This window comes from Methylomonas sp. EFPC3 (assembly GCF_029643245.1).
Lineage (GTDB): Bacteria > Pseudomonadota > Gammaproteobacteria > Methylococcales > Methylomonadaceae > Methylomonas > Methylomonas koyamae_B.
The window spans coordinates 434,078-451,470 of record NZ_CP116398.1 but is presented as its reverse complement, the minus strand read 5'-3'; the positions used below and the strand labels follow the sequence as shown (position 1 = coordinate 451,470).

The 17,393-nt window shown below is 55.4% G+C and carries 10 protein-coding genes; 4 read left to right on the top strand and 6 right to left on the bottom strand.

From position 1 onward, the window contains the following. Positions 1-44 precede the first annotated feature (44 nt). The 4 genes from PL263_RS02045 to PL263_RS02030 form a co-directional block, all read right to left on the bottom strand. The gene (locus PL263_RS02045) at positions 45-3,293 is read right to left on the bottom strand and encodes a carboxypeptidase-like regulatory domain-containing protein (protein WP_278211460.1); all 3,249 of its coding nucleotides are present in this window, start codon (positions 3,291-3,293) and stop codon (positions 45-47) included. A gap of 189 nt (positions 3,294-3,482) precedes the next feature. Further along, a complete protein-coding gene (locus PL263_RS02040; RefSeq protein ID WP_278211459.1) occupies positions 3,483-4,157 on the bottom strand; it encodes a PEP-CTERM sorting domain-containing protein in 675 nt (224 codons plus the stop codon). 172 nt (positions 4,158-4,329) lie between these two features. After that, on the bottom strand, positions 4,330-6,357 hold the full coding sequence (locus PL263_RS02035) for a cytochrome c family protein (RefSeq protein ID WP_278211458.1): 2,028 nt from the start codon (positions 6,355-6,357) through the stop codon (positions 4,330-4,332). Next, positions 6,354-10,127 carry an FG-GAP-like repeat-containing protein gene (locus PL263_RS02030; RefSeq protein WP_278211457.1) on the bottom strand — a complete coding sequence of 1,258 codons (3,774 nt, stop codon included), beginning with the start codon at positions 10,125-10,127 and terminating at the stop codon, positions 6,354-6,356. Before PL263_RS02030 ends, PL263_RS02035 begins: the two co-directional genes overlap by 4 nt. Here PL263_RS02030 and PL263_RS02025 point away from each other — a divergent pair. The 4 genes from PL263_RS02025 (at position 10,091) to PL263_RS02010 (ending at position 13,990) form a co-directional block, all read left to right on the top strand. Continuing rightward, the gene (locus tag PL263_RS02025; RefSeq protein WP_278211456.1) at positions 10,091-11,257 is read left to right on the top strand and encodes an aminotransferase class V-fold PLP-dependent enzyme; all 1,167 of its coding nucleotides are present in this window, start codon (positions 10,091-10,093) and stop codon (positions 11,255-11,257) included. The two genes, PL263_RS02030 and PL263_RS02025, sit on opposite strands and share 37 nt — an antisense overlap. 280 nt (positions 11,258-11,537) lie before the next feature. Then, a complete protein-coding gene (locus tag PL263_RS02020; protein ID WP_278211455.1) occupies positions 11,538-12,017 on the top strand; it encodes a hypothetical protein in 480 nt (159 codons plus the stop codon). 136 nt (positions 12,018-12,153) lie between these two features. Continuing rightward, entirely contained in the window at positions 12,154-12,948 is a 795-nt protein-coding gene (locus tag PL263_RS02015) for a hypothetical protein (RefSeq protein ID WP_278211454.1), read from the top strand. A 70-nt stretch (positions 12,949-13,018) separates the two neighbouring features. Beyond that, positions 13,019-13,990 (top strand): D-glycerate dehydrogenase, encoded by a 972-nt coding sequence (locus PL263_RS02010; RefSeq protein WP_140910694.1) that lies wholly within the window; start codon positions 13,019-13,021, stop codon positions 13,988-13,990. A gap of 54 nt (positions 13,991-14,044) precedes the next feature. Here the strand turns inward: PL263_RS02010 and PL263_RS02005 are convergent, their stop codons facing one another. Next, positions 14,045-14,779 (bottom strand): hypothetical protein, encoded by a 735-nt coding sequence (locus tag PL263_RS02005; RefSeq protein WP_278211453.1) that lies wholly within the window; start codon positions 14,777-14,779, stop codon positions 14,045-14,047. 89 nt (positions 14,780-14,868) lie between these two features. Further along, positions 14,869-17,139 carry a cytochrome c peroxidase gene (locus tag PL263_RS02000; RefSeq protein WP_278211452.1) on the bottom strand — a complete coding sequence of 757 codons (2,271 nt, stop codon included), beginning with the start codon at positions 17,137-17,139 and terminating at the stop codon, positions 14,869-14,871. Between the last annotated feature and the right edge of the window lie 254 nt (positions 17,140-17,393).

Genomic DNA, 17,393 nt, shown 5'->3' with positions numbered 1-17,393 from the left:
AATACAACCTTGACCGGACACATCTCCACATTTGTCGGAAATACTCACGGAACCGGCACCGCTGACCCCCCTTCAATACGAAGTATGTCATTGCTCACCACGACTAGTGCTAAGCCACCATTAATAGTTAGGCCTAAGCTACCGCCTATCTCCCAACCACAATTACCGTCACACTCGCTTTTATAACCCTTAGCACTAACGGATCCTTTACCTTCGACACCCACCGTACCAGCCAAGGTGGCGACGCCGATAGAATAGAAAGGCAAATCACATTGAAACTTAGGTAATGCAAGACCTACAGCGCCTTCGATACCGGTGGCATCAACCATTGACTTCTTGGCTTCACAGCACTCCTTGGCGAAATTCATTTTGATCTCGCCGGTTACCACCATACTACTTCCACTTACACTACAGCCAGGAACAAACTTGGCCGCTAATTCCGCTCCCTTTATGAGCTCTTTAAGTTTTGTAAGATCATATGAACGACCGGCGCTTACCACATCCGAACGTCCAATTTCCTTTCCTTCGCAGGTACCATTTACGCACTGATCTGGCCCAGGCGAAGTGCCTGATGCGGATGTACAATACTTATTGTCATCGCAAGTCGCTCCGGCGTCTTTGTTCGCGAGACTACCGTCTTTGCAGGCTTTACATTGTCCGGCATCCGCAGGAGGATCATTCGCATTTTCAGTGCTCGGCGTCCCGCCGTTGCAAATCGGTTTTTTACAATCCCCCGGCTGATCTTTAGGAACATCGCCCGGATTAGGCTCCTGAGATTCGCAATCTTTGGGCGATTGGCAATCACCTGCTGTGTCCGCCATCTTCGGCTTATTGACAATATTACAGCTGGCATCCGTCGTCTGACATTTTCCTGGGCTTGTGCAACAACCACTACCGCCCGGCTGCGATCCACAATGCCACCCGGCCTTTATCACGCCTACGCCTTGATTGGACTTGATCACACTGCCGTCTGTGGCGACGGTACCCAAACCGATCGCCACAAACTCTTCCAGGTCATGGTCGTAGGAATACATCTCGACTTGTGCGCCTGGCTTATGACCATCGACATTCGGCAAAGTAAGCCTGGCCGGCGGATCGAACTTGGCGCCGACCGGCTGAATGGTGACGATAAACTGCGGCTGCATGCCGTTGGGCGGCGCCATCGGGATTTTGCTGGCATTCACCGGCGTTACGGATAACTTGCCGGTCTTTTTGCCGTCCGGGAAGGTGACCGAGCCTTTTTTGACCTCCAACGCAAAGCCCGGCACTTCGGGCAAAGTGAGTGTAACGTCCTGATCCCCGACGATTTTGGCGTTAACGGTATCCAGTTTGACTAGATAGATCGGTGCAGACAGGGGGTTATCGGCACCGGCGATAGTGACAAGATTAAAAGCCAACGTCGGCCATTCGCCTTCGGCGGTAGTGGTACTGCCATCAGCGATTAAACGGACCGCACCAACCGGCACTTCGGTGATTTTAAACTGGCCTTTGTCGTCGCTTTGCGCTTCGCGGGTGGTGCCGTCGACGCGCACGGTGACTTTGGGTAGCGGATGTTCCTGATTGTCCAGGACCACACCGCTAATGCTGGTTTGGCCGGGATTGCCGGTCTTTAGGGCTGAAGCGGTGAAACCAGCGTACAGCTCGGTGCCGACCAAAGTGGCACTGACCCTATGAACGTCCAGCCCCTCTTCGCTACCCAGCGTGAATTCGGCGGTAGCGCGGCCGTCGCTGTCGGTGGTGCTGGTGATGGCTGTTTGGCCGTTTTGGAATTTGCCACCACCTTGGGTAACCTTGAACTCTATTTTGGCTCCAGGTACGACGTTCGCGCCGTCGTCGACCACAGCGACGACAAACGGCAACGGTAAAGGCTGACTAACCGCGCCACGTTGGTTGTTGCCGCTGTTGACGGTAACTTTGTTGCCGGCCCCGACCGTCGCGCTGGCATAAAACAGCACTTCGCCGTCAAAACCAACTGATGTAGCTCTAACGCGCTGATTGCCGGTACCGGCCCGGCTGCCGAGCTTGAAGGTGGTGGAAGCAACGCCTTGGACATCAGTTTGTACCAGCACGCCTTGGCCTTGGTCGCTGTTGCCGACGCTTAATACGCCATCGCCCTCGGTGACGCGGTAGATCACCGGCTTGTTGGCAACCGGTTTGTTGGCGCTATCCAGCAACTTTACTTTCAAAGGTTGCGCCAAAGCGGCGTTGATTTTTGCTGTTTGGTCCTGGCCGCCAAACAGTTCAATGTGCTGCGGAGCCAAGGGTTGATAAGTGACTTTGATGCTGATGCTACTGGTATTGCCCACATTATCGGCAGCATCGATCTTGATCGTGTTTTCGCCGACGTTTAATACCACGTTTTCGGCCAAATAACTGCGGTTGGCAATCGAGGCTGCTACGCCATTTACTTTGACGTTGGCTTGACCTTCGGCGACGGTACCGCGCACGATATCGTTGATCAGGCCGGATACCGCGATTTTATCGGTGCGCACGGTATCGCCGTTTTTAGGCGATTCGACTGTTAAATACGGCGGCGTCATGTCCAAGGATAGCGAAATGGCGTCGCTGACATCTTCGCCTTTAGCGTTAACTGCGCGGGCCGTGATGGTGTTATGGCCCTCATCCAACGAGACGTCAGCTTGAAAGCTACCGTTGTTGTTGGTGACTGGTGCACCGTTTAGCGTAATCTGGGCAGCAGGATCTGAGACGGTGCCTTTGACGGTTTGCGGCGTATGGCCAACGGTGAGCAGCGTCGCCGGGCTGATGATTTGCACCTTCAAGGCTTGTGCGACGGCTTTTTCGACCCGAGTGGAAAAACTGAAGGTATTGGGGCCGCCGCCAGCAACGATGACAGTCACCAAGCCGCTACCGCCAGCGGTAAAGTTGCCGCCAACGTAGCCGGTCAAATCGAAATAAGGTTCGCCGGCGTCGGTGGTACCGCTCGCATTGCTAATCGAGACTTTGCCGGCCGGTGCCAAGCCGGTGATAACTAACCGCAACGGTCCGGCGATTTCACTACCACTGGTATTTTGGAGGCTAACGCCGACCGTTGCGTCGTTGCTGCGGCGGTTGCGCACCGGAGTAGCTAGTTTGACGCCGACCTGGCTGGCAGAGACCGTTTCCCAACTTCCGGTTGCGGCTTCGGCGGTTTCCGGAAACTGCACAGACAAGAAAAACAACATAAAAAAAGCCGCGATGGGAAATAGCGGCTTTATCGGTGTTGAGAAATAAGCTCTCGACTGTGCGACTGTCCTACCCATTAACAAAACTTGCAAACGCTGGATAACCGACATCCGTTACTCCTTATTTTTCTTTTGTCATCGCGACACCCATGCATCGCCGCTTGTTGAACTGTCAGGCTCCGTAGCCTTCCTGATGGACACAAAAAACGCAGATGTGAGCAATAAACTCTGACACCTGCGCCTCCACGTTAGCCACTGAGCCGCACTCTAGCAAATTATATTTTGCGAAACAACTCTAAGTTATTGGATTCGATTTTGAACTTTACGGCGACTTACGGATACACGGCCGCAATAAGCCAATCCGCCAAGCATCATCAGTCCGAGTGTTCCGGGCTCAGGCACGCTAACCGGTGGTTCTGAGCGCTGTTCCAGACGAACGTTATCCAACAGAACCCTGGAATCCAGACCATCGTCTTCATCGTTCAATTCGAACGAAAATGCCACAGAACGACCTACGTAAGCACTAAGGTCCAGCGAAAAAGACGTTGCACTGGTCAAGGCATCAATGGTTGCCAACAAGACATCACCCAAACCATTGGCGTCGTACATCCAAAGCGATAAATTGTCGCTAAACAGACCTGCGGGGCTTTCCGAGCCGTCATTCCCCAATGAACTAAACAGCGCATCGAACTTGAGAAAATCGTCACCGGCCCCCAATAAAATCGGGCTGCCGAAACTAAACAAGCCATCGTCGCCCTGCACTATTACTGCAGAAAAAGGTGCCGTACCGGCTCCCGTGACCAGTTCAGCGGCGCCGGCTGAATTCCAATTCACCGCGCCGTTACTGGTTACGGTAGACCAGCCGTTAAGATCGCTATTGAACGTTCCGTTAACAATGGCCGCCGCGGAAACCGAATCAGCGTAGAGCATCGCAACCAAAACAGCCGCGCCGAAAGGAAACAATTTTGTTTGCATGTTAAATTCCTGTGATTTGAACAATGCCCTGTCCGCACACAAAAATTATGCCTTTTTGTAGGTTTTAACAGAAATTCAACCCATTACATTCGTTAAGGTAAATTTCCGCGCCCGCACTTGAGTACGAATGTAAAATTTCCCGACAAAAAGCCAAGCGACACCTTGCAGTGATTTACTGATCATAGGCCGCATTCGCAACCTGGGGTCTGATTTTGACCGGCAACGTCAAGGATGTCGCAGCCATTTCAACAATCGGCAATTCGAGCCGCTCATCCTTGAATGCCCAGCGGGCATAGCGGTTATTCAATTTGCGATAGTTGATGCCCGCAGTCACCGTCAACGGGCCTTTCGTGTCGTCCGAAATAGTAAAGGTGTAACTAGTCACGTCACTTCCGCCCGGCGGAATCGTGCGCTTAAAGCTGTCCCCCACCATATTGAACAAATCATGCCGCCAAACGGCATTGCCTTGCCGATCTATCGGAATCGACCGGTAGAAATAGGCGTTCGGCTCGACGTTATTGCCGGCGTCGAGTTGGCCGGATTCGTAAACCGTGCGCCCCTGGCCATCCTTAACCAGAAAATGAATCCAGACTTCGTTGATGTCGGTAGTACCTCCGGGAAAGGCATGACCGACCTGCGCATTAGTCACAGCCACTTTCAACGTCACTTTTTCACCTAAGTAACAATAGGCCGGAGCTTCGGTCGAAGGAATCAAACTCGGATCGACATGGCGCGCCGTTTCTACCGCGTCGTTACGATTCGGCTTGTCTATGCTGATCCGCACCTGATCGGCAGTCAAAAACCGCCTTGTTCTTTCCAGCTGACCTTCGTTGCGTGTTACCCACGGAACCGCCATGTTTGCACCAACATTGAAATGTGTTTTGATCAATCCCTCCGGACTCGCAGAGGGATCTTTGCCAGGCTGAAGCGGAAAATGGCAATCCTGGCAACGGCGTTGCTGGGCATGAGCAAACGTTTGCCGGGTTTGTCCCGAGTAAGGACCGTTCAACCATGCGGTGTAATCGTCCTGCATCTTCACCCAACCCCAGTTATTAAAGTCTTTGTCCATAAACTGCGCATGGCAAGTAGCGCATATTTCCGGCGCCGCCAACACGCTTTTCGCGAGATCCGCTTTGTGCTGCTCGGGTTTCAAGCGTATCAAAAAGTTATGCAGAAACACCGGCAGCGATCTATCCGCACCATCAAACAAATACGCTTGCGGTGGCGCAAACCGGTAGCTGGCAACGCCTTTCAAATGTTCTATGCGCTCGATGCCATGGCAAGCCATGCAACTGACACCCTGCTGCATGTGGCCGGGCGTGTCCAGCTTTCCGCCCTTGGTCAGTTGACCGCTCAGCAACGCGACCGGCGCGTGACAGCCCTCGCAATAGCGGGTTGCATCCATGCCCTTGCGTTCCGATAACAATTTAATATTGGTTTGGTAGGTTTTATCGGATGCGGCTTGCGCATGAATCGAGGCTTGCCATTGCTCAGCGATCTCTAAATGGCAACTGGCGCAACGCTCGGAACCGCCGACGCGCTTCACATCAAAAAACCCTCCCGTGCTGGTTTCCGTTTGACTTGGACGAAACGGATGTTCGCCGTAGCTGTAGCCGTAGGGCTCTATCGCAGGCGTGTCGCTATAGGGACTGGTGCGGAATTGATACGCAAACGTCGCCCCGGCAACGAATAAAAAACCAATTACAGTAATCGTCACCAAACCCTTTGCCGAAGAACCGGCCAATGACGGAAACCGGCTGGGCTCCTTGTTTTTGCGGCGCTCCGGCAGCGAAAGCGCGTGAAAGGCGACATGCCCGACGAGAATTGCGACCGCAACGGCAGACAACCAAACATGCGATTGAAACACCCAACGCTCTGCTTCCGATTGGCCGAACAAAACCACATGCAAGCCAGTGACAACCAAAGCGACGACTAACAAAGCGGCCAAAATACCGGAAAAAGCTACCCAAGAGCGCTTCAGGCCAATCGTTCGGCGAAAGTGCAAGAATAGGTAAGGCAGCAATGCTGCTGACAACGCCAGCCCCAAAAACGTATGTAACAACCAAAGCCATTGTTGAAATACCGAAAAAGCCGGCCAACCCCAACTCAAGTATCCACTCCAAATCAGCACCAGGATCAGCCCGGCAAGCGGCCTGGCATAACGCCGTTCTGCGAGCATTTGACTGTTTTGTAGACTCATGTCTTACCCTCCGAACCTTGACCAAATATCAGCATTTTCGCCGACGGGTCGTTGCGTTTAAGCAAAAACTCGACCCCACTCAGCCGAAGATCGTCTTGCTCGTTAGCGCTACCGGCAATCTTGCGCGCGAACTCGACTAACGAATCGTCGTTAAAGCTGAATAATTTTTCCAACAGAGCAGGCCGTAGCGGATCTTTCTTGTTTTGTGCCGCGGCGTAAAGCTGATTCAATGCATCGGGATCGAACTCAGTGGTGTATCGTTTCAACACCGCTTCGCGTAACGTTAAGTCGAGCGTAGTATCCAGCAACATCCGCCGCGCGGCTTCGCGCTTGTCCGGGCTTGTTTCTCCCGCGTAGATTAACACCGGGCAGAATTCCTTGAACGCGGCGTCCGCAGTGAAGCAAACCGCTGTCAGACTCGGCGTTGATTGCGAACCCGTATTTTGTGCCGACAATACTGCTAACAACCTATTCGGCGAGGAAATGCCGTGTGCCGACCAAGACCGTAGCGCCTGACCCCGCAATACCGGATCTTCTATCAACGTCCGGAGTTCTTCCTCGCGAAAATCGGCGTTTCGCGCCAGCATCTCTCCCAGCGCCCACTCTCGAATCGCCGGATCAACATCGCGCCATGCTTGGCGTGACAATTCGTTCGTGGCACCCTCGGCCTTGACCGACAATGCTCGGTAAGCCGACGCTCGAACTTCCGGTTCTTTGGCTTTCAACTGTTCCCACAACCAGCTACGAACGTGGGGATCGTCATAATGCTGCCAAATACTGATCCACGCCAACCGCTGGCCAATATCGGCCGGCTTGAATCGACTGAATAGGTCGAGCGCTTTTTGCCGTAGCGGCCCGCCATCGAACACCGCCGCGTCGTCTCCCAAAACCAGCAATTCGTTTAACACAGCCAATCGTTGTGCCAGTAGCCGATCGCGAAATGCGCCGCTTCCATCTAGAAAATTCGTCAATTTGGCTGGAGCGTCAACATCGCCCAGGCGCTTCGCCGCGACAAACAGTCGTGCAATAACATAGGCAGGTTGTTTGTCGTCCGCCAACAAAGCGTTTAATTTTGGCAACGCTTCGGTCTGACGAATCAGCCCCACTGCCCTGACCAATTCGCCGCGCGCGCTCACATCGCTGTCATCTAACCGGTCAAGCAACGCATGAACACCGCGAAAACGCTCCGCGTCGGCCAAGGCCCTGGCAGCCGCGCCCCTGACCTGCGGAGAGATATCGTCCAATAATCGGATCAGATAAGGTACTGCAAGATACTTACGGTAGACCACCGCCTCTTCCTCGCGGAAAAAATACCCAAACGTGTCCGCTAGAGCGACTTTGACCTCGACACTGTCGCGACTGAAAGCACCTAATAACCAACGCACCGACGCTTCGTCTTCCATAGTTCGCAAACCCGCAATGGCTGCAACGGCATTCTCCGGCTCAGAATCGTCTAACCCCCTTACCAATACCGCCAATCCGCGTGGATTTGCAGCCTCTGTAGCCAGTTGAATTGCCGCCTTCCGTACCTCGGGTTCCGAATCGGCCAAGGCCTCACGCAGTTCGCGAAAAAAATCTTCGTCACTCAATATATCCTTCGTCATCCTTAAGTAACGGGCTTTCAGTGCCGGTTGGTCGCCGCCTAAGGCCATCGGCAGAAGCGCTTTGGCGTCGCGCGCTAGCTTGGCATCCAATGGCTGGAGCTCGTTTTGGCCCTGGGCGACTAACCAATAGCGATCGACTTGCTTGGGGTAAACAATCTGTTGCGCACCGTCGGGCCACTCAACCACCACCTTCTCGACAGATGGGTTGGGACCTAACCCAAACAGCAGACGCTTGTCGCTATCCGACAAAAATCCTTCGCCGCTAACAAGGGTTTTGGTTTGGCGTCCCGTAGCCGTGTAGGCGTGGACAATGGCTCCCAAGCCGTCGCGGTTGCTACGCTGACCCTGCAATTTCAAGCCCAGCCAGTGTCTGGCCTGGGAATCGTTCCGGAGGTACTGGCCCAATTCGTTGTTTTGGGTAAAGTAAAGATCAATGTCGCCGTCGTTATCGAAATCTGCCGCTACCGCCCCGCGCGCGGATGTCTGATCGAAAAACGCCGATCCGGAATTCGCTGAAACAAATTGACCTCGAGTATCGTTTAGCCACAATTGTTTCGGTTGCCCTTGGCTAAGCCTTGCCGTATCTGGGTCGGGTTCTAAATGTCCAGCAGCGAGCACGACGTCTTCGAATCCATCGTTGTTGAAGTCCCGCACCAACGGCGACCAACCGGATACGTTCAAAAACGCGTCGCTGCCGATGCCAAGCTCCCGGGACCTATCCAAAAAACCAAGGGAACCGTCTCTATCTGCCTGCCAAAACAACGCTAAGGTATTTTCTCCGCTAGGACTGGCCAACAGCAGTTCGGCGCGTCCATCGCCATTCAAATCGCCAGCGCCGATCCCCCTGCTGCCCAAAGCCGAACGTAGCCCCAGAGTTTGGCCTGCCGATTCGAATCGTTTACCGTTACGGTTGAGATATGCAGTGTTTGAGCCGGTGCCCTTGTCGTTGCTGACAAGCAGATCCGGCCAACCGTCTCCGTCAAGATCATGCCAAGACACGTCCAGGGTACGACCATCGGCGCCCTGCACGCCAAACTCCGCCGCCACTTCCTTGAATTTGAACCCGCCTTGATTGACATACAAGCGATTAGGTAACGCCGGATACAAACTGGCGTCGAAGGTACCCTTCTTTTCCGCCACAAACTGACTGTTGGCCTCGTACGTTTTTTTTCCCTTCTCGAACTCGATAAAACGCCCCACGTAGATGTCGAGCAAGCCGTCTCGGTTGAAATCGGCTGCAGCAGCTGAAGTGCTCCAACCGTTATCCGTCAGGCCGCTTACCGCTGTAACTTCGGCGAATTTGCCGCCGCCGGTATTCCGATACAGAAAGTTGCCTTGTTTTGCTGTAACCAGTAAATCGCTATTTCCGTCATTATCAAAATCCGCAGCCAAACACCCCATTCCCCAAAGGGTTTGCTCGAGACCGGCATCGGCCGTGGCATTGCGAAACCTGCCGTCGCCAGTATTGAGAAACAAAGCATTGCCTTGATTTTGTTGCCACCAATACGCCTTACCGTAATAACGCGTCTGGCCGCTGCCATTGACCAAAAACAAATCGACTAGTCCATCGCCATTAAAATCGGCCGCGCACGCGCCGGCACCCAAAGACTCGTCGATACCGGCCAGTTGTTCGTCGCCTTGCTGATGACTGAAAAACAAATCGGCGTCCAAGGTTCGATCGGAAAACACAGGCCTATCGATGTCAACCGCGTGGTTTTCATCGTCAGTGGTTTTCGGGCTGCCCGAGTTCAAAAAGCCTGGCGGTACTCCGACTGGAGTATTCGATAGGGTTACCGCCGACAAAACCAGCAATATTGAAATACCGAATATATCGAGAGAAACCAGCTTCAAATCCTTGATTATGGAACGCATAAATAACTCAAAAAGATAGGGCTGCAGCATAGCCCGAGCGAAGCGAAAAAGTGTACCGGCTATTCTTATATCAGAATCGTTACAAACGATCGATTTATTCTGGACCGAACGCCGAAACTCTGCGGCAGCATCTATTTGATTCGTATCTCCGGAACCATTCAACGAGTATTCCTGCATTGGTCGGACTTGCTCAAGCCTGCCTTCTATGGCACCATCCGGCGATTTTCTAAGCTTCCAAAATTCCAAGGAGAAACCAGATGGCGGGTCGCAATCACCTTTTTGTTCCAGGTCCAACCAATACCCCACACGAAATTCTGAGCGCGATGCACGTGCCGATGGAAGACCACCGCTCGCCGATTTTCCCTAAATTGTTGTCGCCGATTTTGGAAGACCTGAAAAAGGTGTTCCGCACCGAAACCGGCCAATGCTTCGTGTTTCCGGCCACCGGCACCGCCGGCTGGGAAGTGGCAATGACCAACTGTTTGAACCAGGGCGATAAAGTCCTGATTTACCGTTTCGGCCAATTCGGCCATTTGTGGGCGGAAGCCGCGCGCAAACTGGGTTTCGATGTGGAAATTCACCAAATCGAATGGGGCAAGGGCATTCCGCTGGACCATTTGGAAGCGCGCCTGAAAGACGATAAAAATCACGAAATCAAAGCCGTACTGGCCACCCATAACGAAACCTCGACCGGCGTCACCAGCGACATTCCCGGCGTCCGCAAAGCCTTGGATGCGGCCGGACACCCTGCCCTGCTGTTTTCTGACGGCGTCAGCGCGATCGGCAGTATCGATTTCCGCCAGGACGAATGGGGCGTGGACGCAGCGATCGCCGGCTCGCAAAAAGGCTTCATGTTGCCGGCCGGTCTGGCGATTTTGGGTTTCAGCCAAAAAGCCCTGGCCGCGATCGACAACAGCAACTTCCCGCGTTCTTTCTTCTCGTTGAAAGACATGGCGGCCTCCAATAAAGATGGTTACACCCCTTACACACCGTCCACGCCAATGCTGTACGGCTTGCGTAAAGCGCTGGAATTGCTGCTGGAAGAAGGCATGGAAAACGTCTACGCCCGCCATCACCGTCTGGGCGAAGGCGTACGCCGCGCCGTGGCGGCCTGGGGCTTGCAAACCTGCGCCCAGGAAGGCTGGGCTTCCGACACCGTCACCGCCATCGTGGTACCGGCCGATAAGGACGCGCGCCACGTGATCAGCACCGCTTACAACAAGTACAACATTTCCTTGGGCGCCGGCTTGAGCGAAGTGGCCGGCAAAGTGTTCCGCATCGGCCACGTCGGCGACATGAACGACGTTTCCTTGTTGGGCGCGATTGCCGGGGTGGAAATGGCGATGCTGGATCACGGTTTTGATATCAAAGCCGGCAGCGGCGTCGCCGCAGCGATCGAATACTATCGCTCTACCGCGAAATAGCCCTCGCTGATGGTCGGGCGGCGAATCCAGATTCGCCGCCCGACCACTCCCCCCGTTGCCCCGCTCTGCTGCCGGCATTTTCCGGCCTAAGGTTGTGCGCAGCACACCAAAATCGATCGAAAGTCGCACCAAAATTCGGCAAAAACACTTAACCGGACGGGTTGCGCACCGACCAAAAAACAAATATCCAACTGAAATTAATATATTTTTTTCATGTCGGCGCCATTTTTGCTGTTACATACCGAGGACCAACTGTTTTCAACAGCCAAGGGAGGACGTCATGAGACATTCATTATTGCTAATCGCTATGTTGGCCGTTCCGGCCCAAGTTAAACCGTTAAACCAGCCCGATCCCGGTTTATATGGCAGTTTCGCTGCCGCGCCGCTGCAGATTCCCAATCTATTACCCTCGCCCGAAACCGTAACATCAAGCCGCTGGTTATTTCCAGCAGCCCTCCAGGGCTGCCAAAACGCCACGGTTCCGAGCGAATTGTGCAAATTAGTCGAATGGTCGGCCATGGATTATCCGACACTGAGCCAAGTGGCCTGGACCCTAATGCCCAGCGCCGGTTATGGCCTGGCTCAAGCCGGGTTCGCATCGACCGCGGCCGGGCACAATATCGATGCCGATCAGACCGAAGCGCAAAATCTATCGGGACTGCCGTTGGCGGCCATAGCCTGGTTTTCGCTGGGCTGCCTGCTTGGGTCGCTAGCCATGCTGCGCCACCGCCAGACTCGCCGCGCTTACGCGATCGCTTAAGGTTTTTAAAGGGTATATTTGCGCTTGAGCTTTGAGTTGCCTATAGTCGCTGCCATTGACAATCCAATCGGCGGCGACAGACGGCAAACTCACCGATACGCCGTCTCGACTCACGACCAAGCAAGAGGCGACGGCCATGGCGAAAACCCTGTACCAATTGCTGAACCTTCCGGAAACGGCTACCGCACAACAAATCCATAGCGCTTTCAAAACCGTCGAACGGCTCTACACCGGGCGCCATGACGATGCTTCATTGGCGAGTCTGGCCCGCGCCAGAGAGGCGTTCCTGATCCTGTCGGATGCGCAGCGCCGCTTGGCGTACGACCGTAAACTGGCGATGGCGCAGGTCGCGGCCGACTCGGTTATTGCCCCGGCAGAGCGGCATCGGCCTTTCCAACTTGCGCCGCGGCAGATTATGGTCGCCGCGCTACTGGCGGTGGCGGCCGGGCTCTGGCTGTACCGCGATTACCAAAAAACCGAACGACTGGCCGCTGCGGCGGAAAGTCTGCTGCGCCAGCAAGAATGGCTAGCGCAGCAAAGCCGGGGCGATCGGCAACAAGCCCAAATCGAGGCCGAACGCAGCCTGCGTCAGCAACAACTGGAAGACGCCAATCGCTTGGCGGAACGCCAGCTAGCCAACCAACAACGAGCGCTGGAACTATTGCAAAGCCAGGCGGATACCCAATCTGAGCTTAAGCAACAGGATATCGCCAACAGCAGCCTGGAAATGCAATATCGAAAACCCGAATTGGCACTGGAATTGCGGCAGCAGAAACAAGAGTACGCGGCGGCCCAACGCGAACGCGCACTGCATCAGCACGACGAGAACATTGCCAGTATCAACAGCCTGAGGGCCGCGCGGATCAGAGCCTACGACCGCGAACACACCACCGGCGAGATTTCCCGCTCAAATCCGGCCTTGGATCCTTAGCCGCCGCGCCGAAAATCGCCGCCGGCTGGCTTATACTGGCGGCCCGAACGCAGCCATACAGGAATTTTTGATGAGTAAACCCAAAGTGTTGATCAGCCGGCGCTGGCCGGCGACCGTCGAAGCCAAATTGCAGGAACTGTTCGATACCACCTTGAATGGCGACGACCACCCGATGAACGCCGACGAGTTTCGAACGGCTCTGCAAAACTACGATGCGGTCTGCCCGAGCGTTTGCGATGCGCTACCGGCCGAGGTGCTGAACGTCGCCAACAAACGCTGCCGGATCCTGGGAAATTTCGGCGTCGGCTACAACCATATCGACATCGCGGCAGCGCGGGAACAAGGTTTGGTCGTGACCAATACCCCCGGCGTACTAACGGAAAGCACCGCCGATATTGCGATGACTTTATTGCTGATGACGGCACGGCGCGGCGCCGAAGGCGACCGCTTGGTCCGCTCCGGCCAATGGCGCGGCTGGTGTCCAACGCACATGATGAGCAGCGACGTCACCGGCGCCACGTTGGGATTGGTCGGCTTCGGCCGCATCGCCCAGGCCATGGCCCGCAAAGCGCACCACGGCTTCGGCATGAAGATTTTGTACGTCAAACCCAGCCCGGCTGATCCGGAAATCGTCGCCGATCTGCAAGCGGTGCGGTGCGAGACACTCGAAGAACTCTTGCCGCAGTGCGATTACGTGTCGCTGCATTGCCCCGGTGGCGCCGACACCCGGCATCTGATCGACGAACGCCGTTTGGACCTGATGAAACCCAGCGCGCACTTGATCAATACCGCTCGCGGCGATGTGGTCGACAGTAAAGCCTTGATTCGGGCGTTGCGGGAAAAGCGCATTGCCGGTGCCGGCCTCGATGTTTACGAAGGCGAGCCGGACATCGACCCCGGCTTTTTGGCATTGGAAAATGCGGCCTTGTTGCCGCATTTGGGCAGCGCTACGATCGCCACCCGCACGGCGATGGGCGAAAAAGTGCTGGCCAATTTGCAAGCGTTTTTCGCCGGCCGGACGCCACCGGACCGGGTGGTGTGAGGCCGGTGGCGCGGCACGTCCGACCCCGACCGCCGGTGGCTGAGATCAGACCGATTATTCGCTTCGGCGTTTTTTCAGACCCAAGATACCGATCACGCCGGCCAGAAACGACCACACCGCGGCCGGCAGCGGTACCGGCGAGGCTTCCAGGTGGTTATCCATCCGCACGTCGGCGTATAAACCTTCGGTCTGGCCGGCCGCCAATTCGAAGCCGAACAGGCCGCTAGTGCCGGCTCGTGACACGTTCAGGTCATTGAACGCGGTATCGACCCGGTCGGCACCTTGCCACAGGCCGTCACCGTTAAAGAAATCGATCGCCACGGAACTGGAATCGGTGGCCGAGCCGGCCGCCGCGCTGAGCAGATAATCCAGACGCAAATTGATGGCGTAGCGATCGCTGCCGTTATTGCGAAACTCCAAGCCGTACCAACCCAAATGGTGCGCATCCAGGGTACCGTTGGTCAAGGTGCCGCTGGCGGCAAAGGTGTAATTGAAATCGCCGCCGGTCGACAACTCCGGATTGTTGGCGATCACCGAGCCGACGCCGTTGATTTGCACTTGCGAATATTCGTCGCCGGGATTGGCCGGAGCGTCGATCTGCTGGAAATAGCCGACTATCTCCAGGCCGGACAGATCACCCGGATTGCTCAGGTTGACGATGCTCTCAATACTGTAACTTAACGCTGCGGAACTGTTGAAACTTGTAGCGGCAGTCGCCGTACCCGCGGTAAACAGCCCCAACCCTGCCAGCCATACCAGAACGGCTCTGTGTTTTATTGAAGTTTGCATAAGTTAATCTCTACTTGACTTTTGTGTCCGGAAATCCCGCGCGACTCGGCGGCGCGCGGGCCGGTGTTTTCGATACGGCATTCAGCCGCTCAGTGCGCCAACAACTGGTCGAACGGCAACAGCGGGTCGACTGAACCATTGGCACCGACGGCCGGGACGACTAATACTTCGTCTTGCGCCAGATCGGCTTGCAACGGATTGCCGGATACAACAGCTTCATGGTTACCGTCGTGGCCGTTCGGCACGATCACCTCCGGATGGTCGAACGGCGCTTTTTCATAGCGCACCCGGTCGTCAGTGAACGACTTCAGGTACGCGATCAATTTGGCCCGGTTAGCCGGCGAATTGATCGACGACGAGATGGTACCGACCTGCTCGTGCAAAATATCGTTGTGGAAATTGCCTTGCCGGCCATAAAACTCGATCACCTGCTCCAGCGTTGCCATACTGCCGTTATGCATGTACGGCCCGGTCAGCTCGATATTACGCAGGGTTGGAACTTTAAAGGCCGCCTTGACTGCCACGCCCAGATTTGCGGCATTGGCTTCGTTGCGTGCCGCGCTGGGCGACGGAATGAAAGCTGTGGCCGGATCCGCACAGTTTTGATTGCGCGACACACCCTCCCGACTGCCGTCCGCCTGGATACCTTCCACTGCGGTAAAGTAATAAGGCTCGGAAACGTCGGTATTAATCGCGATCGCGGTGATGAAATCGCAAGCGCGAATATCCTTAACCAGACGATCCTTGATCCCGGCGGGACGGTCCTGCAAATACTGAAGGTACTGAGCGGCAAAGGATAGCGGATTGCCGAAATCGTCGAGACCGCCAACTCCAGGATCGCCATTCGGATCGGCAACACCGGTGTTGATGTACCCCAAGTCCATCAGCAAAGGCATGCCGTCGCTACTAAAATCCCGGGTTACCGGATTGACATATTGGGTCATGCCGGCTGCTCGCGCGCCGCCGGAAGGACCGAACGCATCCGGTCCGTACGAAATTGGCGTCGCTGCCAAACCGAAGGTTTTGCCGGGCTCGGGCTTTAACAACGCCGCATTGGTAGCGACCGCGGCCAGACTCAAGCTCGGGCCGGCATGACACAAATTACAATGATTGTTGAAAAACAAGTTGCCGCCGTCTTTCAGCGCTTGGCGCTTGGCCTCAGTCTCGGCCGGCGTGGCGCCGACAATATTGGTCCAGGTCGGGCGCAGACTGCCATCCACCGGGCTCAAATCGAAAGGCGATTGATCCGCCACCAAGGTCGACTGGTAAAGCTGGAGCGCCAAGCCGAAGAACATCGGGAAATTGGCCTCCATTTGGTTGTAGGCGGTTTGTCCCGGCGGAGCACCGAACGGGCCGATGCCGCTATAAGACCAGTATTTGGCATTGAAAGCCTGCATGATCAGATTTTTATAGGTCGTATTCAGGCCGGGCTTTAGATTTCCGATGCTGCTCAAGCTATAGGGGCCCAACACACTGTCTTCGTGGTGCACCTTCTGATGTTGCAAGGCTTGGCGTCCCAACAGTTTGCGGCCGATATCGGCCCACGTCCGCTGCCGGCAGCTCATTTCGGTATCGCTCAAACCCGGCGCCGTCGCCAACGATGCTAGAGACGAGTTCTCCAGATGCAGCTTCTCTTTAATCACCGAGCGTGAATTGAGTTTGACCCAAACCCCGGCATTCGGGTCGCGTTCGCCCCAGGGGCTGCTACCGTTAAAGATATTGTTGGCCCGCCCGTCCCAGAAATTGCGGTGGTTGAACACCGCATTGATTACAGTCGGCGCATTCCGCGGTTCCACCCGCCGGGTACCGGTTTGGTTAACGTGAAATACCGCATCGACGCTACGCGAACATTGGTCGGTACTGCCGCTGAAACGCGAAGCACCTTTGAATTCGCCGCTAAAGGTACCGGACGACGCCACCACATCATCGGTGGTAAAGGTCACGGCGCTGAATTTATCGGCCGGATCGGACAGCCGGTGCAGCGGAAAGTCTTGCGAACGCAAGGTATGATTGGGGCCGCCACCGCCCGACGCCAACGTATCGAACGTCTGCCCGCTGGCTTTGCTGCTCTTGGCGCCGGGATTCAGCTGATTTTTGACCCGGGCGTCGGCCCCGGCGTGAAAATGGCAGGACCCGCAGGCCATGCCGTCGCTACCGACGTTCATATCCCAAAATAAGGCCTTGCCCAACGCAATCGCTGCCGCCTTATTCACCACGATCGGGCTGGAACCGTCCAACAAACCTGGCACCGGCGGCACCGGTACCCGCTGTAACGATACCGGAACCGGTCCGTGGGCCGCCACCGGCAGCGCCGCCAGCGAAGCGATCGCTATTAAAAAGATTCTCGGAAATACCTTCATACCTGCCTCGTAAAACCCGCTATTCACCCGGCGCCGCATCTGCTTTAGCTCCGGTCTGGGAGTCGGATAAAGACTGAACCTGTGCACGCCTTCGATTGCATCAGTTCAGTCGAAACCAAAGAAATCAGGGCCGGCCCCAACCTAGACAACCCCGGGAACCGACCACTAAATTATTGTGAGCGCCAGCTAATCGGGGCAACATCGGACATAAGGCATTTGGACCTTGTTACCCGAGCACGCCCCATTCGGCAAAG